This window comes from Leptospira ainazelensis (assembly GCF_016918785.1).
Classification (GTDB): domain Bacteria; phylum Spirochaetota; class Leptospiria; order Leptospirales; family Leptospiraceae; genus Leptospira; species Leptospira ainazelensis.
This window is the reverse complement of sequence record NZ_JAFFPT010000009.1, coordinates 270,601-288,796: the sequence shown is the minus strand read 5'-3', so window position 1 is coordinate 288,796 and position 18,196 is coordinate 270,601. Positions and strand designations below refer to the sequence as shown.

Sequence of the window (18,196 nt, the reverse complement as noted above, 5' to 3'; positions counted from 1 at the left end):
TCTTAAACCGGCTGATAACTCAGAAGTATATTGCCGGATTTGAATATTCTTGTTTGTTTCAGTTTTAGCTTGTATGAGTTCGGTAAACCTAAAAACAAAGGTTTTCCTTTTCCTAAAAGAACCGGGTTTATAAGAATTCTGAACTCATCGATCAATCCGGCCCGTATCAAAGAAAGAGCCAGATCGGAACTTCCGAAGATCGCAATATCTTTTCCCGGTTGTTGTTTGATTTTTCGGATTTCCTCTTCGGGATTTCCTTGTATCCTTCTGGAATTCTTCCATTTCGGATTTGTGAGAGTCCGGGAGACTACAACCTTTTCGATTTCGTTCATTCTATTCGCTACAAGAGGATCATTTTTGATAGCTTCTTCCGTCGGCCAATAGTTCGCCATCAGTTCATAGGTGATTCTTCCGAATATTAGTGTGTCGAGTTGATTTAGAAAATCGAAAGCGTATTCGTTAAATTCATCGTCCACGACATGCCAATCGATTTCCTTGTTCGGTCCTTCGTAATATCCGTCCACGGAGACCATCATTTGAAAAATAATCTTTCTCATATCTCTTTTTTGATTTTTGGTTTATTCAGGAATTTTAATATATTTCGGAACATATCCGTCGACTCGATGTATAGGGATTTTTTCGCAGAAGGATCAGCCGGCCATTCTTGCGAGTTCTCCTTTCAATCTGTCGAAGTTCTGTTCGTTTCCTACCTCGATATATTTTTTGACCCTATCGAATTCTTCCGAAGTGTCGAACACCATTTTAAAGTCGACCTGGGTTTGATCTCCTACTTCTTCAAAATGAATCGTAGCTACATAGTGATGTTGCGATACGTGTTCGAATAGGATTCGTTCCGGTTTGAGAATCTCAACAAAAACGCTATGATTTTCATAGTCGGTTCCGTCCGGTCCGTGCATCACAAATCTCCAGTTGCCTCCCGGCCTTAGATCAAATTCGTGAAACGTGTTCGTAAATCCTTCGGGCCCCCACCAGAGTTTTAGATGTTCAGGCTCGGTCCAAGCCTTGAAAACCAGATCTCTGGGCGCGTCGAATATCCTTCTGCTTACGATTTCCTTTTCTCCGATCGTCGCCGAAAGTTGTTCGTTTTTTTTCATAGTATGATTCTCCTGGAGCGGGCCTCCTTGGAAAAGTATTTGAACGACCCACATTCCGTTTTCCTAATTTATAGTTTTGACAGATACGTTTCGAGTTGATCCAACGTTCCGGCGAATCCCTGATTCATCGACGGGAAGTTGTCTCCGAAAATCTTGATTTCTTCGGCCGTCGCATTGATAGGCGATCCTTTCAGGTTGATAATCGTCTTTCCCTTTTCTTCCGTAAACGTAACCGTATTGAGCATTTCCAAAGGCCATCCTTCGGCCATCGGATGACGAACCATACCCGCGTTCTCATCCGAAAAGGAGACCACATAGATAAGTTTTTCGGGAGGAGAGATTTCTTTATAAACGAATCTTCCCCACATGATCTGTCCGTCCGGAGTTTTCATGCTGTAATGAAACAAGCCGCCCGGTTTCAGATCCAGACTAGTGACGCCCATCGTAAGCCCCTTCGGTCCCCACCACTCGGCGAGTCTTGCAGGCTCCGTCCATGCTTTCCAGACGAGTTTACGCGGAGCGTCGAAGGTCCGTGAATAAGTAAATTCAGGAATTATAATGTTACTTTTTTCGCTCATTTGCCTTCGCCGATCGTTTTTAGATTGTTTAAGCCGGTTTCGAATTGTTTTCCGATCATTTCATCCATATTTAAGAACAAGCCCATCACCTTTGAAATGAACTGATTTTTTCCAAACATGACCCAAGTCACCTGAGTCGAATCGCCCTTTTTGTCCAAGGTGAACTCCGCGGTGTTGTGAGCCTCAAAGGGAGCGATAAAGTCGAGTTGAATCGTGATCTTAGAAGGAGAGTTCGAGTTCGTAATTTCCATACGGCCTTTTCCGATGTTTTTGTTTCCATCCCATTCGTAGATCGTACCGACTCCGTTTGCCGGACCGCTGTAAGTTTTTTTCATGGAAGGATCCACGTTCTCCCAAGGGGACCATTTTGCCCATGTGCGAAAATCGTTGATCAAAGGGAACACTTTCTCAGGCGGCGCTTGGATAGAGATCGATCTTTGATAACGAAAATCGTCCGGTTTTGTGCTCGCGATTACGAGAAGGATCACGGTGACGACGATCAAAAGACCGACGATGGAAAGTAGAATGAGTTTTAACATAGACATAAAATTCTCCGTTTATGAGTTTGCGAACTTTGTAATATAGTTACCGATGTGATTCGGGTCGGTCCAGACCAATTCCCTTGGTGCGTCAAACACGCGTGAGGCGGATATTTCACGATCCGCCGTGTTCGATTTGTGATTGTAAGGTCCGTTCATAGTTTACTCCGCGCCGATTCCGAATCGACAGTGACAAAAAAATCTATTTTAAACTTTCGTTAAGTTTATCGATCATCTCGTTCCAACCAACCTTGGTCATTTCGCTGATCTCTCCCGCAGGGAGTCCGATATGTCTCAAGGTAAGTTTTGTCTTGTTGTCGACCGTTTCAAATGTAAGAGAGACGGTCGTTTCGTCGGGAAATTCTCCCTGAAATCCGTAATGCGAAGCCGGAACCGGATTTCCCTTGTCGTCGGCAAATGAATCCGAGTAAACGAACTTCTCCGGGATTACGATTTCGCGAAAGACTCCGGTGGTCCAAAAGTTTTGGCCTTCGGGAGAACGCATGCAGAAGACATACTTTCCGCCGATACGAAAGTCGATTTTACACTCGGGGGAAGTGAAATTTTTCGGTCCCCACCAGCGCATCAAATGTTCCGGTTCCGTCCACGCTTTGAAAACGAGTTCTCTCGGCGCGTCGAAAATTCTTGTGATAACGATTTCGTTTAAAGTCTGATTATTTTTTGTCATTGCATCGATCCTTTTGGAATTCTTAAGTTTTCTTTTTTTGCGGAGGTTCCGAATAGATTCGAATATTCTTATAAACTCCAGACTCCGGGAAGTCTTCTGCTTTCGGGTCTAAGCGCCCAGGAAAGAGCGACTAACACAAGACCAACGAGAGGCATAACGATATGAACGGTTTCAAAGCCGGAAATACCGTTGGAAATGGACGCTGAGGTGAGGTTGATAAACATACCCGCGTAAGCCCATTCTTTGACGAGAGGAAATTTAGGGACGCTGATTGCAATGGCTCCGAGGAGTTTCCAAACTCCGAGAAGAGTCACGAAGTAGAGCGGATAACCGAGTTTAGACATACCTTCCACGACTTCCGGTCCCTGCACCGTATATGCGTATGCGGCAAACGCGTAGTTTGCTGCGACGAGGACGGTCACCACCCAATAGATGATAGTTTTAATTTTTTCCTTGTTCATTGTCGAATTTCCTTTGATTTGTTTGTTCGTTTTTCTCGATCTGCTGGAGTTCCCGCAAATACTCATCCAGCCGATCCAGTCTGGCTTCCCAGATTTGTCTGTATTCGTCGATCCAATCAGCCACTTCTTTTAAGGGCCCCGTTTCTAAACGAGAAGGTCTCCATTGTGCCTCCTTGCCGCGGGAAATCAGTCCTGCTCTTTCCAAAACCTTTAAGTGTTTGGTAATCGCGGGAAGACTCATGGCAAAGGGTTCTGCAAGTTGCTTCACGGTGATATCCCCATAACGGAGCGTGGCTAAAATCTTTCGCCGCGTAGGGTCGGCCAGAGCCGCAAATGTAAGGCTGAGATGATCTTCTGTAGCTTCTTGTTGAACCATATGGTTAATTAACCTTTAGGTTAAATTATCCCTTAAGGCAAGGTTTGTCAACCGATTGCCGAAAAAAAAACGGGAAAAAAAGACCGGGAAATGAGAGGAGCAAAGAATAACCTCTGGAAATCGAAATGTCCACCGGTTTCTAAAGTTTTACGGACAAATTGATAATTTTATATCAAACTAATATTCTTCTGGAAACAGAACGATTCCTTCTGTTTTATGAATACTGGATTATAAATGGAGTAAGTTTATGAGTTTGATTTCGAGAGAGTTTCGATATGAGATTCCTGTGCTTTGGAGTCAGTGCGACCCAAACGGGCATTTGAATGTCGGGAATTTTCAGGTTTATTTACACGAAGGGAGAATGATCGCTCTCGAAGAAGCCGGTTTCGGTTATTCTAAGATGAAAGAGGCAAACATTGGCCCGATGATTCTTCGCTCCGAAACGGATTATAAAGCGGAGATTCGATATCCGGAATCGATTCTCGTGACTACGCGTTTTGGAGAATTTCAGGGTTCTCGTTGTAAAATCTTTCAGAAACTCATTCGAAAATCCGACGAAAAGGTCGCTTGCGATTCTCTTTCCCTTTGTATTTTGTTTGATTTTACCAAAAAAAGACCTTGGAAGTATTCGGATGAATTGTTAAAGGCATTCGAAATGAGTCCGGTTTCTTCCGAATAGAAAGAGAGTCCCTTTTTTTGGGAGTTCCTACTTTGAATGGGATACAAAATAAAATTTCCCGGGAACGTGAATCCTCTTAGTTGTCCCGACAAAACGATTGCATCAAAAAGAGGCTTGCAATCGGACTTCCATTTCCTCGGAGACAAAATATAGGAAGAATTCTCATTTTTCGAAAAACGAATCACAATCGTCCAAAACCGAAGAACAAAATCTTCCACACGGGATTCATTTTGTTTTATCAGTTTAAAAACGTAAGAATGGATTTTCCGTCCGAAGATCCGAGGAGATCGAGACGCGAGAGATTAACGTCCCTGGAAGTCTCGCCGTTCCATTCATCCAAAACCTGGAAATAATTTATGGATCGGATTTGATTCTTCTCGTCATATCGTTGTTAGTTCCTCCGGATTCCGAGGAAAACAAAGTAAGAATCCGGGATTTTGCTGGTAAAATTTTACGGATCGCGTAAAGAATAGGAATCATGTCCAATCCACTCTCAACCGTTCAACCTTGGTCCTTAGTCGCGGAAGGATACACAAAATCCACAAAACAATTCTTGGAATTTTATTCCCTTAAGGCGATGGATTTGCTCGGATTAAAATCGGATCACGTAGTTTTAGACGTCGCAACCGGTCCGGGTACGCTCGCGATTCCTCTTTCTAAATCCGTAAAGGAAATCTACGCGATCGATTTTTCGGATGCGATGATAGAACAACTCAAGAAAGCAATGAAAGAGGCAAACGTCGAGAATGTTCTTCCTTTTGTGATGGACGGACAGAAATTGGAGTTTCCTGAAAATCGATTCGACGGCGCTTTTTCCATGTTCGGTTTAATGTTTTTTCCGGACAAACTCCAAGGTCTTAAAGAAATTCATCGGGTTCTTAAACCCGGAAAAAAGGTGGCGGTTTCCGGATGGGCTCCCGTTGCAAATTCTCCCCTGATGCAATTTTTATTCGACGCACTTCGTAAGGCGAATCCGGAAATCCCCGAACCTCAGACCAATGTTTCCAGTTTTGAAAATCCGGAATTCTTTCGTGAACAATTGGACGCGGCCGGTTTTCAAGAGATCGATATCCTTCCATTTTCCAATTCGATCGAAGTGAAAGGCGCGGAAGAATTCTTAGATTCCATGATAGAAGGGGGGGCCCCGCTTCAATGGATGAAAAGCAAAATGGAAGAATCGGTCTGGAACGAAAAAAGAAGAATCATGTTGGAGCACATCGAGGCACAACTTACCAAACTCCCGATTTCCCTCTCTTCCGAAGCTTATATTGCCGTCGCAAAAAAACCGGACTGATCCGTCTTTTATCCTTTTGTTATTTCCCTCAATAGAGATTTTATTTTGATCTTCTTCTTCATCGAAATCTCTTTGAGCGGAACTTAGAATGGACTTCGAAAAGATAAAAAACCGTTTCACAAACTTGGATTCTCGAGTGCATTTTAAACTCAATACTCAAAGAAAAGAGTGCATATCGTAAAATTTATGATACTTAAAAGACCGTTTGTCGATTCGTCTAAGGATTAGAATTTAAGAATCGGATCTTAGAATCGTTTGATTCCCGTCGAGAATCGAGTCTGAAAAGTTGAGTAAAGTTTTTTGATCAGAGGATGAAATTCAAGAAGATATGAATAAGTTTTTTCTTCAGTTGAAAAAAACTCTGAAAAGCGAAATCACTTTTTCCCTTCTTCAGGGAGCTTTTGGAGTTGTAGTCTTTTGGATCGTCTTACGCTTTTATCTTCGTGATTCCGTTACACCCGAGCCGCAGTGGGTCGTTTTCAATTTTTTATACACCGTTGCCGTCACCCTTTACAGCAATTTTCGACTGATAACCGGGCGCTGGTCGGCGCTTCTCTGGGCCAACCGGTCTCTCCTTCTTTCTTTGCCTTTGCCCGCATTTTACGGATACTTTACGTTTCTTGCACCCGAATACTTTCCGGTGATGTTTATCTTTGTGATCAGCATTCAACTTCCCGTTCTGGGTCTCGCGAGGAGCGTCTATCTAACGTTTTGGTTTGTAACATACTACTTCGTCTTTTTCGGATTGCTTCTCGTTTTTAATCAGGAATATTTACAACTTCATATCAAATCGATTTTCGTCTTTTTGATCGTATTCTTTTTTATGCATGTTTGGCTTTTGCGCGCTTCGGAAAACGTACGCAATATGGGGAATCAGCTCACCCGTCATCTCGTCGAAACCAAAAAACACAAACGGAACATTCAGCGATTAAACCGCGTTCAGACGCTTGATCTGACTCTGGCGAGGAGACTACAACAGGACACTCTTCCGGACCTAACAAGAATTAAACGGCCGGATCTGATTCTCGCAGCTAAGTATTTTTCCTTGGAAAAAATCGGAGGGGATTTTTACGACGTGGTCGACCTGGGAAACGATCAAGTCGGATTTTTTATCTCCGATGTTTCCGGACACGGGGTGGCTTCTGCGTTGGTGACGATGATGACCAAAGCCGCGTTTCGAAATCACTGCCACGATGTAAAAGAACCGGATCTGCTTCTGAGTTTAGTCAATCGATCCTTGTGCGGAATTTTGGAAAAGCAGGATCTATTTGTGACAGCTTTTTATTGTATCTTGGATAAGGACGGAACGTTAAAGTACGCTAGCGCCGGACATCAACCCGCTTTGGTGGTTCGCGGAAATTATACGGAGATCCACGAATTAAAAAGCGAGAATACGTTTATCTTAGGAATCGAACCGAACTGGAAGTATTATTCTTCGAAACATCGATTAAAAAAGAATGATAAACTCATACTCTTCACCGATGGACTGATAGAAGCAAAAAACAAGATGGGAAGGGATTACGGAGAATCCTGTTTTGAAGAATTTCTTTTGGCGAACGCGAGACAACCCGCAGGAGCTTTTTTGGATCTTATGATGTTCGATTTGGAGGAGTTTATGAAAGGAAAAACTCCCGACGACGACATCGCGATTCTTTGTATCGACTATCGTCCTAACGATTCCCCGTTTATTGAATCAGATCCGCCGTAAAACCTCTTCTCATCGTATTTTCGGTGATCGTTACCGGCTCTAAAAAACTTTTGAGATAATCGGGGCCTCCCGCTTTTGCACCTACTCCGGAGAGTTTAAAACCTCCGAAAGGTTGTCTTTGAACGACCGCGCCCGTGATCGCCCGGTTGATATAGAAATTTCCCGCTTCGATTTTTCGTTTTGCTTCTTCGATATGTTCCGGGTTGCGGGAATAAAGACCCGCCGTAAGAGCGTAATCGGAATCGTTGGCCTTTTCGATCGCCTCGGAAAATGTTTTAGTCCGGAAGATTGCGACAAGAGGACCGAAAAATTCTTTCTTCGCAAGATCGCTATTCCAATCTTTTTCTTCAAAAATCGTCGGCGGAACGTAATGACCTTTTAGCGTTAACTCTTCCGGAATATTCGCGCGAAATAGAATCTTATCTTTATGTTCCGAAATGATTTTTTCCAACCTCAGCTTCGATTCTTCGTTGATAACCGGCCCGATTTTTGCCGAAAGAATCTCAGGAGGTCCTATCTTTAAGGACGCAACCGCCTCTACAAATCTGGACTTGAAAGTTTCATAACAAGAATCTAATACGATCAGTTTAGAAAGGGCGCTGCACTTTTGACCTTGAAATCCGAACGCCGAGTGAAGCGCCCCTTCGACCGCAAGATCCAAATCGGCGTCTCCGTCGACGATGATCGGATTTTTCCCGCCCATTTCGCATAACGCACGTTTGATCCTTTTTGAGTCGGGTTTTATGTTTCCGCATTCTTTGAGAATCGAAACTCCGACTTCTCTGGATCCCGTAAAATTGATCAACGCAACCTCCGGATGTTCTACGATTTCCGCGCCGATCTCTTCTCCTTTACCCGGCAAAAAATGGAAAACTTCGCTCGGGACTCCCGCTTTTAAAAAAAGACGAAAAAGATAAAGGGCGACGGCGGAAGATTGTTCCGCGGGTTTTAAGAGGACCGCGTTTCCGCAAACAAGAGGCCCCGCGCACATTCCGGTCAAGATCGCCGCGGGAAAGTTCCAAGGTGCGATCACTCCTATGATTCCTTTCGGTTTATAAGAATAGAGATTCTCTTCGCCCGGAAGATCGACCCTTTGTCCTTGGAAAATTCTTTCATATTCGCACGCGTAGTATTTGCAAAAGTCGATCGCTTCTATGACGTCCGCTTCCGCTTCGGGAATGTTTTTTCCGGTTTCCAAAAGAATGAGCGCGCAGAGTTCGTCTTTGTTTTCGCCGATCAGAGTTCCCACTTTCGAAAGAATCGAAATTCTTTCCGCGGGATCACGATCGCTCCAATCGGAAAAATGTTTTTTCGAAATCAGGATTGAGTTTTCCAGATTGGAAGCGTTGCTGAGCGAATATTCCGTTGTGATCTCGTCTTTGTTCGCGGGGTTTGAATGTTTTTCCTTTGAAAGATTTTTGATTTCTTTTCCCGAAACGATCGTTGGAACAAAAATCGGAAATTTATTTCGGATTTTTTGAATCGAGTCGGAAATCCATTTTCTGTTTTCTTCTTTGGAAAAATCTCGAATCGGTTCGTTATTAAAGTTTTGCATGGATTGATTCCTTGGGGTTTTTCAAAAGATGGGAGTACTCCATTCTTCCGGTGATAAAGTTTTGGAGAAAGCCCTGATTGGACGTGTTCTCCAAAAGTCTTCGGACCAGATACGCCATTCCTGGAAGAACTTCGCCTAACGGCGTATATTCGCGAATGCGGTATCCCATCCTTTTTAAGACAACTTTGTAGGAGTCTCCCATTCCGTATAACATCTGAATTTCAAAATCCCTTTTTGGAATTTCCTTGATTTCGGCGTAAGCAAGAATCGCCGAAAGACTTCGAATGTTATGCGACGCAAACGCTGAAAGAATCCGAGGATAAAAATCCAGGAGAATTTTCGCACATTCTTCGTAGTTAAGATCCGTTTCCATTTTGTTTTCGAAAACCGGAATTTCCCAACCTTTTTCCCTGGATCGGATCACTTCGTATTCCCAGTAGGCTCCCTTAACCAAACGGACCGTAATCGGAGTCTTTCTATTTTTAGAATATTCTAAAATACGAATTAGATCTTTTTGAGAGTCCTTTAGATAGGTTTGGATCACGATTCCGAAATGAGCGTAGTCCTCAAACTCCGGTTCGGAAAAAATTCCTTCCGCGAGCGATATTAGAATTTCCTTATAATCGTACTGTTCCGCGTCTAAATTTACGAAATAGTTTTTTTCCATCGCAAGCCGCAGGATGGGTCTTAGTCTTTCCTTGAGAGCAGATACGGATTCTTCCATTGCCAACGAAGAAATTTGGGAATACAAACTCGAACATTTTACGGATACGTTTACGAACGGACAGGTTCCGTAACGAGTGGTTTCAAATCCCGCAAAAGTATCCAGACTTTTTAGGATGTCGAGATATTGTTTTTGATAAGCGACAGCCTCTTTTTCGGAAAGGGCCGCCTCGCCCAATACGTCGAGAGTAAAGACTGAATCCGCTTTTCGTAAGTTTTGCAGCCTTCTTTTTGCTTTTTCGAAATTTTTTCCCGCGATAAAATTTCCGGAAGTTCTAAGAACCGCCGTCCGAATGAAAATTCCGAAAAGGTAGGAGACGGGAAATACGGATAATACGGTTCGAAGGAAAGGCCGGATCCAATTCGGGATTTCAGTATCTTTGTTTAAAAGATAGAGCACAAAATGTTCGGTAATCTCTTTTTTCGAACCTAACGAGGGAAGAACGTCCACAAAGCGGAACATTTCCACTTTGAGATTAGGGTAACGAAAGGAAAGTTTTAGGAACGCCTTGATCCAAAAATGTTTGGAAAGATAACGCGAAGAATGACTTTCGTCATCTTTGAAAATCTGCATACCCAAGGTTTTTGTCTTGAGTTCGATACTTTCGGACGAATCTGCAATCATCTATTCTTATGATCCCCAAAATTAGAGAATTGGAAACCATAAAAATAGGATTTATGTGAATTCTTAGTAACAAGTTTCTTCCAATTGGAAGACGTTTTATGATCCGAAAATTTATTCCTTCCATTCCTCGGCTAATCGAATTCTTTCCAGAGTGGTCGGATGAGAATGGTAGTAGAATACTTCGGCAGGATGCGGATTCAACCTTCCCTGATTGTCCTTTGCTAACTTGATTTCCGTATTGATAAACGACTTCTTATCCTTTGTTAGAACGAGCGCTTCGATATCGGCTTCGGTTTCCTGCATTCTGCTCAGTGCGCTCCAAACCGGTCTTGTCAAAGAACTAAAAAGGGAAAGAAGTAAAAATAAAAACGGAAGCGTGGATGGAGAATAAAATTCCCGCAATGAAACGGCTCCTTCCGTTTTGAATTTTTGAAAAAGATAACCCAATAAAAAACATAAAACTAAGGTTTCGATCGTGCTGATCGTAATGTCTTTGATCTGATGATTGTGGGTCCAGTGTCCGATCTCGTGTCCGAGTACGCTTATAATTTCCTCTTCGGTATGATTTTGAATGAGAGTATCGTAAAGAAAGATCTTCCTGTTTTCTCCCCAACCGGTAAAATACGCGTTTGTATGACCCGAGTATTTGCTTTCGTTGATCACATAGACGTTCTCGACCCTGATTTGCGCCTTTTCACAGAGTGAAATGATCTTTGTTTTGAGACTTCCTTCCTCGATCGGTTTATATTCGTAAAAGAGAGGAGTGATTACGATCGGAAATAAAATCGAAAGTAAAAGTCCGAAGATTAAGGAAACGACGGGAAGCAAATACATCCAAATCTTCTGGAATTTTTTGAGTAAGAATGCGATTCCGACGACCGCTATACTTCCGCCTAACGCGGCGATCCCGAGGGATTTTCCAGTATAAACAACCCAATCCAAAAAAGTCATTTTAGAAAAGCCGAATTGGTGTTCCAATACGAATCCGAAATAGTATTGAAACGGGATCGAGATCAAAAATTGAACGGCGCTAAAGATCAAAAAGAAAAATAAAACCGTGAGATAAAAACGATTCCCCGTTTTTTTCTCCAAAAAGGATTCCAATTTCGCTGAAATCGGGGAGAAAACAAAAATTCCCGCGACTACAAAATCCAAAAGATCCGAAAGAACCGAGGCGAAAAAGCCGCTTCTCGCGTATTCGATCCCTTTTTGAACGTCTGCATCCGTGAAGTATTTTAGAATTTGTTCATGTAGTTGCGGTGAATTATCGCCCTGATACGATAGATATTTCATCACAAGCGTAAATAGAATTTGAAATACGTAAAAGATCAGAAGGATTGTTTTGAGCTGCATTGTGGTTTCCGAAGTTTGAAGGCTGAGTGATTCTTGAATTCTTCTTCCTTGAGTCAAGTAATTTCCAGTTTTAGGAACCGCCCGCATTAGGGATACGAAAAGCGCGCAGCGTCTCGAACGTCGTCGAGTTGATCCGTGATTTCGGCGTTTCCGTTCGAGATGAGTCGCTTCGCGACGAACTTGGAGTAGCCCGACCCGCTTGCTTTTTTTGGGGACTTTTTTGATCGAAAATTTTGCAAGCGGGGAATGCCCAAATTTTTATCGTTTATCCGATGGAGACGGAGGCAGCGCCTCTTTACATTTTACGTTCAACTCGTTTTCGTGCGATTTGAGACAATCCATCGGTCCTCCGTTTTCTTTTGTTTGTTTTTGTCGCCGCCGCAAAAACTCTCTTATGAAAGAAACGGTCTTATATTTTAAAAATGGAATGGAGACGATTCGACGTCGCTAAAATTCTTTACAGTTTCGATTTTCGTGTTATGTATTGATGAAGAAAAACACCGGATGTCAACAACCTCAATGATTGAAAGAATGTGGCCCTCTCCCGAGATCGTGGAAGATCTTTCCGAACTCAGAAAGAATGCTCCCCTAACGCATGTTATAACGAATATCGTGGTCACAAATTGGACCGCGAACGTTCTTCTCGCAATCGGGGCTTCTCCTGCGATGGTGATCGCAGAGGAAGAAGTCGCGGACTTCGCCGCAATTGCGAGCGGAGTTTTGATCAACGTAGGAACCGTCACTGCCATCGACGCAAACTCGATGAAAATAGCGGCTAAGGCGGCAAACAAAGCGGGAACTCCTTGGGTTCTCGATCCAGTTGCCGCGGGGGTTTTGCGTTTTAGAACCGAACTCTCTAAAGAGTTGTTGGACCAAAAGCCGACGGTTATCCGAGGGAACGCTTCCGAAATTCTTGCGTTAGTCGGAACAGCGGGAAGAGGGAAGGGCGTGGATTCTACGGTCCGATCCTTCGAGGCCTTGCCTTTCGCAAAAGAACTTTCCGAAAAAACAGGAGCTATCGTTGCCGTCAGCGGAGAAGTCGATTACGTTACGAACGGAAACGATACGATCGCGGTCCCGGGCGGCCATACGCTTATGACGAAGGTCACGGGAGTCGGTTGTTCTTTGGGGGCTTTGATCGCCTCTTTTTTAGGGGTTCAAAAAGATCCGTTACGCGCTACCGTTTCTGCTTCGGCCGTGTTTGCGATCGCGGGTTCGAGGGCGGCGCAAAAATCGAAAGGAACCGGAAGTTTTGCAGTCGCGTTCTTGGATGAGTTGAGCAATCTTTCGATCGGATCCTAAAAGGCCGCGTTGTCCAAAGGATTCGTTTGCCTTTCTATCAACGTTTGTTAAAAGGAAGTTTTCTTACTTTTTTCTCGCCTTTAAAAAATGGAAAGAATCGAGTTCCACGGGAAACGTAAGGAGACCTGCATTTTAGAAAAACATTTGTATTTTGTTAGGCGCTGGAGAATGATGTCCCACGTTTCGGGGGACCATTCTCCGTAGAAAATTCTAAGCTATAATGTTTTTTGAAAAAATAAACCGAATCTACGGAAGAAGAGACTATCTCACTCGCAAAAAAGCGTATCATCTTTACGTAACCGACCTCGTTATTTTTATCGTTTCGATCGCAGCTTGTCTTCTTTATATTCGTCAGGGAATTAGAATCGGTTTTTTGATCTTTGCAGTATCCGCGCTTATATCGATCCTTTTTCTAATGATCGATCGATTGGAGACAGCAATCTATTCGATTCTTTACTTGAGTCTTACCGCGTTGACGTTCGGAATCTTTTTCGGAATGCAAACCGGAAATATCTATTTTTCGATGGCGACGATTATCATACTTTTCTTACATTTTTCCAATAGTAAACTTACGATCGCCGTTTCTTGTTATACGGGTCTTCTCATGGCGATTCGGATGTATCAGTATTGGGGCAGAGGAGAATTGAGTTCCGCATTTATTTTCGATACTATCCTTAAATTCATACTTTTTTGTACTCTTGCGATCATCACCGTTCGAGTGCTAACGAGCCACAAAAAAGAAAAAGAAGTTTTTATTCGGGAAATTCACCACCGTGTCAAAAACAATCTTCAGATTCTGAGCGGATTCGCGAATTTACACCGTCAGAGCGGCGATCAACAGATCGAAAGTTTTAACGAAAGAATTCTTATGTTATCGAAGATTCACGACGCGATCTACAAGTCCGAGACGGATTATGAAGTCGATCTCAATAAAGTTTTGGAAGAAATCGTTAGTTTGATAAGAATCCAAGACGCCTCTTCGATAGAGTTTCGGCGAAGCCGAAACGGAGCGCCCCTGAGCATCGAAATTTCGGTTCCCTTTGCGATGATCGTATTTGAGTTGTTGAACAACGCGGTCCGGCATTCCGGCAAAAAGAGTAAAGAAAATAAAATTACGATTGAGCTGAACTTTTCAAATAGTCGATATACACTTATCGTTTTGGACGCCGGACCCGGTATCCAAGACAATTCGACCTGGTCTCAACCGAAGACAACCGGCTTTACGTTGATTTCCATCATGACACAACAACTAAAGGGAACCTTTCGATTTGATTCGAACGAGCTCGGCTCAAAAGCCGTCCTGGAATTTTCAAATCGTGATCTGTTTGCAAGCCTACTTTAGCAATCTATTGGATTAGTATTTACTAATATACTAAAAATATTTTTCATGAGATAAGACGAATTTGCCGTAACCGAAACTTCCTTGAATGAAAGACCGATTTTCTCTCAAATTTCCGAAAGCGGAGTCCAAAACCGGTAGATCGTCGGACTAGGTTCGCACTTTTTGAACCAAAATCAGCTTCAAGTTTTTTCTATGGAGCGTTTGTTATTTCATAAAATTCAAAATTTTAATGGAAAATATGTTGACCGGTCTATTTAATTATGATCCATTCCAAGAATGGGCGAAAAGGGAACGGTTTCAAAGGAGCGGATGATCAGGGCGATGGCCTTATCGCTCGAGACTCGCGGTTACAATGGAACTGGATTAAACGACATAGTCGAGTCTTCGGGATCTCCTAAGGGTTCCATCTATTTTCATTTCCCAGGTGGAAAGGAAGACTTAGCGGCAGAAGCGATCACGTCTTCCGGGAGGGAGATGAAAGCGATGTTAAAAGCTCTATTACATTCTTCTAAAACACCGGTTTCGGGGGTCGCAGCGATTTTTAAAGCCCTGGAGCGGAAGCTGATCGAGACGGATTTTAGTCAAGGGTGCCCTGTGGCGACTACCGCTTCCGAAACCGCCTCTCTATCCAATCCGGTCAACGATGCTTGTAGAACTATTTTCGAAGAATGGAGCGGCGAACTCGAAGATTACTTTGTCGAAAAGGGATGGGAGAAAAAAGAGGCTTCGGAGTTGGCGACTCCGATTCTCTGTCTTCTCGAAGGTGCGATCTTATTGTCTCGAACCAATCGAGATCCGGGACCGATGAAATCCGCCGCTAAAGCGGCGAAACTATTGATACAACAAGGAGAGACTGTATGAAACGATTTTGGATATTTTTTGTTTTTTTCGGGTTTGTCATTTTCGGTTTGATAGTTATTGCATTAGGATATCCTAAATTAGAGATCGATAGTTTAACTCTTGCGCAATTTAAGAATGAAAATTCCGTGGAACTTAGAAATCCCGGTATTCGTTTTACCCTTTTGAGAACCGCGAGCGCAGATACATCGGAGGCTTTTTTGTTTGAGGGCGGAGATCTTTTCAAAAAGAGAATCATCTCCCATTCCGCATTGCTCGTAGAACATCCTAAAGGAAAATTCTTATTTGATACCGGACTTGGCACCGATATCGAGGCGCAATTCGCATTAAAACCGATCCACCTTCAGATTCTTATGGCTTATAAGGATCATATCCCCGCGGTCGATCTTCTTAAAAGAGAAGGATACGATCCCAAACAAATCGGAAAGGTTTTTCTTTCGCATATGCATTGGGATCACGCGAGCGGGATTAAGGATTTTCCCTGGGCCAAAATTTTTACAACTCAAGAAGAACGTTACGCGGCATTCGCTTCTAATGCGAGACACGGTTATATTCAAAGTCAATTTGACGGAGATCGGATTCAATGGGAGAACTTGATTTTTAAGGACGTTCCTTATGAAACGTATTCAAAAAGTTTGGATCTCTTTCAGGATGGAAGTATAGTCCTTGTTCCGATGGACGGACATGGGGGAGGTTCGATCGGACTCTTTCTCAATCTCTCTTCTAAAAAACGATATTTCTTTACCGGAGATATTAGCTGGTCCAAGGAAGGTTTTTTACTTCCCGCCCACAAACCTCGACTCTCCAGAAGAATTGCCGATAAAGATCCGGAGTCTCTTGGAAAAGAGCTCAAGAGGGTTCACGATTTGATTCTTAAAAAGCCGGAAATCGTCGTCGTTCCCGCTCACGACTCCGTCGCGCAAAGTGATATTGCAAACTTCCCAAAATGGAATCAATGACCGACTTTGAATCGACTTGCGGTCGCCTAAGTTTCGAGCAGAATGGAAGTCGAATTCTTCTTGCCTAATGATTCCATAGAATTAAGATCGTCGCCTATTTTAATTCTAACGGGTATATAAATGAGTTACGAGTGTTTATTGACGGATCTGAAAAATCAAATCCTCGTCGTTACTTTGAATCGTCCCCAAAAATCCAACGCTCTTAATATGCGGATAAGAGACGAACTCGAAGACGTCTTTGACTCAAATAGGGAGAACGAGGAGGTTCGTGCGATCGTCTTAAATTCTTCCGGAAAACATTTTTCCAGCGGTTACGATCTTGAGGAAGTCGTTCAGACCAACCTTGAGTCCTTTCGTCATAGAATATTAGAATATCATAATTCTCTTTATAGTTTTCCGAAACCGGTCGTCACCGATCTAAAAGGGTTTGCTTCGGCGGGAGGTTTTGACCTCGCCCTCTGCGGAGATTATATCATTTCGGAAAAAAAGGCGATGCTTTTCCGTCCGGAAATCAGATTCGGAGCGCCTCCGCTTTTGACGACGCTTGTCAGAAAAGTCGGTCCGACCAAGGCTTTGTCTTTGACGTTAAAAGGAGATCCGATACGATCCTTATCCGCGCTGGAACTCGGTATTATTGACGAAATCTACGAGGGTGAGAATATTCTTAAACATGCGATTCTTACCGCCTCAAGGCTTTCGCAGTGGAATCTCAGGATGTTGAAGATTTTAAAGGGAATTTCGAATCATTACTTTATCGGCGATTTATACGAAAATTTAAGAAAAGAGTTCGACGAATTTGAGGTCTTCCTAGAGGATCCTTCCTTTTTGACGCGAGTTCAAAACTACGCGAAGAGTATCAGTCAATAAAGAACACTGATACTAAACGACGAATCACAATGTTGAGGTTATTTGAAATTCATAATCAAGAGAAAGGAAAGTCGATCCTTTTTCAAATAACAAAGAATCTAAGTTTTGAAAATCCAGATAGGTCTTTTTCGATCCGAAAGAACTCATGCAAATCAAGTTTCGTAGAGTTTTTAAACTAAAAAATAGGAAATTATAATATTCAATTTATATGATGTTACAGAGTTCATATTCTTCGATTCCGTTTCCAAAGGACGATTGGGAAAGGAATTTTGAAAAAAAAATCAGAAAACACAGAGGATTTGTATTGGTTTTGAGTCTGTTGGCGGCCTCGGGGTTGTTTGCCGGAATTTTGGGTTTCTATTTTTTGTTTCAAAGCGGTTTTTATTTTGTTCTTCCGTTTTCCGGTTTGTTTCTTCATGCGTGGATGATTCTTCTGGTACACGAGGGCGCCCATAGAAATCTAACGCGGTCTTATTTGGATCGGTGGATTTTGAATTTGGCTTCCGCCTTGGTCTTTCTTCCTTTTTACGGGGAACCGTTTCGAAAGATCCATCTTTATCATCACGCCCATACAAACGCCGCGGACGATCCGCTTTGGCCGGAATGGAAAAGAAATCTTTTTCAAAAGCGGAGAAAACTTTACGTTTTTGTGGAATTGATTCCTTTATTTTCCAATGTGGCGGCGATTCTTTTTACGAAACGTGATACCGCCGATCTAAAAAAAGTTTCCTCTTCGGTAAAATTGCATTCGAAGGTGCGTTCGATTTTGTTTTTATGTTTCTCATTTTCGATTTCCATTCTTCTCTACATCGAATTAAAACCGAATCTTTGGTTCGTTTTCGGTTCCTTTCTTTTTGCGAATGTCTGGGGTTCCCTGAGACATTGGTGCGAGCATACGGGTTCTCGTTCCGATTTGGAAAGTAATACCTTTTCTTTTCCTCTGGGAATGGGAATCGGAAATCACGAAACACATCACGCAGACCCGAGTCTTTCCTGGATTTCCTTAAGCTTCGGTCTAAGAAGAAGAATCAAGACCACCGGTATCCGAAATTGCCTCCGAGGAATTTGGTCGAATCCTGAATACATCCATTACGGATCTTAATTTCCGGATGCAATTAAATCGATTCAATGTCTGACTTTCTCCCGTTCGGCGATATAAAAGCAAAGTCGAGTT

The 18,196-nt window shown here is 42.9% G+C and carries 21 protein-coding genes; 9 read left to right on the top strand and 12 right to left on the bottom strand.

Translation table 11 applies throughout. From position 1 onward, the window contains the following. Positions 1-2: 2 nt before the first annotated feature. The 8 genes from JWG44_RS02835 to JWG44_RS02800 all read right to left on the bottom strand — a co-directional run bounded on the left by JWG44_RS02835 (position 3) and on the right by JWG44_RS02800 (position 3,757). Positions 3-557 (bottom strand): dihydrofolate reductase family protein, encoded by a 555-nt coding sequence (locus JWG44_RS02835; RefSeq protein ID WP_205273440.1) that lies wholly within the window; start codon positions 555-557, stop codon positions 3-5. Positions 558-650: 93 nt separating this feature from the next. Beyond that, positions 651-1,115: an SRPBCC family protein gene (locus tag JWG44_RS02830; RefSeq protein ID WP_205273439.1), complete on the bottom strand. Its 465-nt coding sequence runs from the start codon at positions 1,113-1,115 to the stop codon at positions 651-653. 68 nt (positions 1,116-1,183) lie between these two features. Next, positions 1,184-1,693 carry an SRPBCC family protein gene (locus tag JWG44_RS02825; RefSeq protein WP_205273438.1) on the bottom strand — a complete coding sequence of 170 codons (510 nt, stop codon included), beginning with the start codon at positions 1,691-1,693 and terminating at the stop codon, positions 1,184-1,186. Next, on the bottom strand, positions 1,690-2,238 hold the full coding sequence (locus JWG44_RS02820; protein ID WP_205273437.1) for an SRPBCC family protein: 549 nt from the start codon (positions 2,236-2,238) through the stop codon (positions 1,690-1,692). Before JWG44_RS02820 ends, JWG44_RS02825 begins: the two co-directional genes overlap by 4 nt. A gap of 12 nt (positions 2,239-2,250) precedes the next feature. Then, the gene (locus tag JWG44_RS02815) at positions 2,251-2,391 is read right to left on the bottom strand and encodes an SRPBCC family protein (protein WP_232371445.1); all 141 of its coding nucleotides are present in this window, start codon (positions 2,389-2,391) and stop codon (positions 2,251-2,253) included. A gap of 43 nt (positions 2,392-2,434) precedes the next feature. Further along, positions 2,435-2,920, bottom strand: coding sequence for an SRPBCC family protein (locus tag JWG44_RS02810; RefSeq protein WP_205273436.1), 486 nt, complete (start codon positions 2,918-2,920; stop codon positions 2,435-2,437). A 68-nt stretch (positions 2,921-2,988) separates the two neighbouring features. After that, complete coding sequence (locus JWG44_RS02805) at positions 2,989-3,381, bottom strand: DoxX family protein (protein WP_205273435.1); 393 nt, start codon at positions 3,379-3,381, stop codon at positions 2,989-2,991. Next, on the bottom strand, positions 3,362-3,757 hold the full coding sequence (locus tag JWG44_RS02800) for an ArsR/SmtB family transcription factor (protein ID WP_205273434.1): 396 nt from the start codon (positions 3,755-3,757) through the stop codon (positions 3,362-3,364). Before JWG44_RS02800 ends, JWG44_RS02805 begins: the two co-directional genes overlap by 20 nt. A gap of 247 nt (positions 3,758-4,004) precedes the next feature. Here JWG44_RS02800 and JWG44_RS02795 point away from each other — a divergent pair, with 247 nt between their 5' ends. Next, complete coding sequence (locus tag JWG44_RS02795) at positions 4,005-4,436, top strand: acyl-CoA thioesterase (RefSeq protein WP_205273433.1); 432 nt, start codon at positions 4,005-4,007, stop codon at positions 4,434-4,436. Between the two features lie 354 nt (positions 4,437-4,790). On the opposite strand, the gene JWG44_RS22425 is transcribed toward JWG44_RS02795, so the two are convergent. Beyond that, on the bottom strand, positions 4,791-4,916 hold the full coding sequence (locus JWG44_RS22425) for a hypothetical protein (RefSeq protein WP_269752187.1): 126 nt from the start codon (positions 4,914-4,916) through the stop codon (positions 4,791-4,793). Between JWG44_RS22425 and JWG44_RS02790 the strand changes: the two genes are divergently transcribed. Then, positions 4,915-5,730, top strand: coding sequence for a class I SAM-dependent methyltransferase (locus JWG44_RS02790; protein ID WP_205273432.1), 816 nt, complete (start codon positions 4,915-4,917; stop codon positions 5,728-5,730). The two genes, JWG44_RS22425 and JWG44_RS02790, sit on opposite strands and share 2 nt — an antisense overlap. Positions 5,731-6,058: 328 nt before the next feature. Then, complete coding sequence (locus JWG44_RS02785; protein WP_205273431.1) at positions 6,059-7,438, top strand: PP2C family protein-serine/threonine phosphatase; 1,380 nt, start codon at positions 6,059-6,061, stop codon at positions 7,436-7,438. Here JWG44_RS02785 and JWG44_RS02780 read toward each other — a convergent pair. The 3 genes from JWG44_RS02780 to JWG44_RS02770 form a co-directional block, all read right to left on the bottom strand. After that, positions 7,416-8,993 (bottom strand): aldehyde dehydrogenase family protein, encoded by a 1,578-nt coding sequence (locus JWG44_RS02780; RefSeq protein WP_205273430.1) that lies wholly within the window; start codon positions 8,991-8,993, stop codon positions 7,416-7,418. The two genes, JWG44_RS02785 and JWG44_RS02780, sit on opposite strands and share 23 nt — an antisense overlap. Next, complete coding sequence (locus JWG44_RS02775) at positions 8,980-10,341, bottom strand: proline dehydrogenase family protein (RefSeq protein ID WP_205273429.1); 1,362 nt, start codon at positions 10,339-10,341, stop codon at positions 8,980-8,982. Before JWG44_RS02775 ends, JWG44_RS02780 begins: the two co-directional genes overlap by 14 nt. 111 nt (positions 10,342-10,452) lie before the next feature. After that, the gene (locus tag JWG44_RS02770) at positions 10,453-11,694 is read right to left on the bottom strand and encodes a M48 family metallopeptidase (protein ID WP_205273428.1); all 1,242 of its coding nucleotides are present in this window, start codon (positions 11,692-11,694) and stop codon (positions 10,453-10,455) included. A 504-nt stretch (positions 11,695-12,198) separates the two neighbouring features. On the opposite strand from JWG44_RS02770, the gene thiM reads away from it, so the two are divergent. The 6 genes from thiM (at position 12,199) to JWG44_RS02740 (ending at position 18,124) form a co-directional block, all read left to right on the top strand. Continuing rightward, a complete protein-coding gene (gene thiM / locus JWG44_RS02765; RefSeq protein WP_205273427.1) occupies positions 12,199-12,996 on the top strand; it encodes a hydroxyethylthiazole kinase in 798 nt (265 codons plus the stop codon). 220 nt (positions 12,997-13,216) lie between these two features. Further along, a complete protein-coding gene (locus tag JWG44_RS02760) occupies positions 13,217-14,338 on the top strand; it encodes a sensor histidine kinase (RefSeq protein WP_205273426.1) in 1,122 nt (373 codons plus the stop codon). A 321-nt stretch (positions 14,339-14,659) separates the two neighbouring features. Then, complete coding sequence (locus JWG44_RS02755; protein ID WP_232371444.1) at positions 14,660-15,199, top strand: TetR/AcrR family transcriptional regulator; 540 nt, start codon at positions 14,660-14,662, stop codon at positions 15,197-15,199. Then, positions 15,196-16,155: an MBL fold metallo-hydrolase gene (locus JWG44_RS02750; protein WP_205273424.1), complete on the top strand. Its 960-nt coding sequence runs from the start codon at positions 15,196-15,198 to the stop codon at positions 16,153-16,155. The genes JWG44_RS02755 and JWG44_RS02750 overlap by 4 nt, the downstream gene beginning before the upstream one ends. Positions 16,156-16,275: 120 nt before the next feature. Continuing rightward, complete coding sequence (locus JWG44_RS02745; RefSeq protein WP_205273423.1) at positions 16,276-17,022, top strand: enoyl-CoA hydratase/isomerase family protein; 747 nt, start codon at positions 16,276-16,278, stop codon at positions 17,020-17,022. A 208-nt stretch (positions 17,023-17,230) separates the two neighbouring features. Further along, positions 17,231-18,124: a fatty acid desaturase family protein gene (locus tag JWG44_RS02740; protein WP_205273422.1), complete on the top strand. Its 894-nt coding sequence runs from the start codon at positions 17,231-17,233 to the stop codon at positions 18,122-18,124. Positions 18,125-18,196 lie beyond the last annotated feature (72 nt).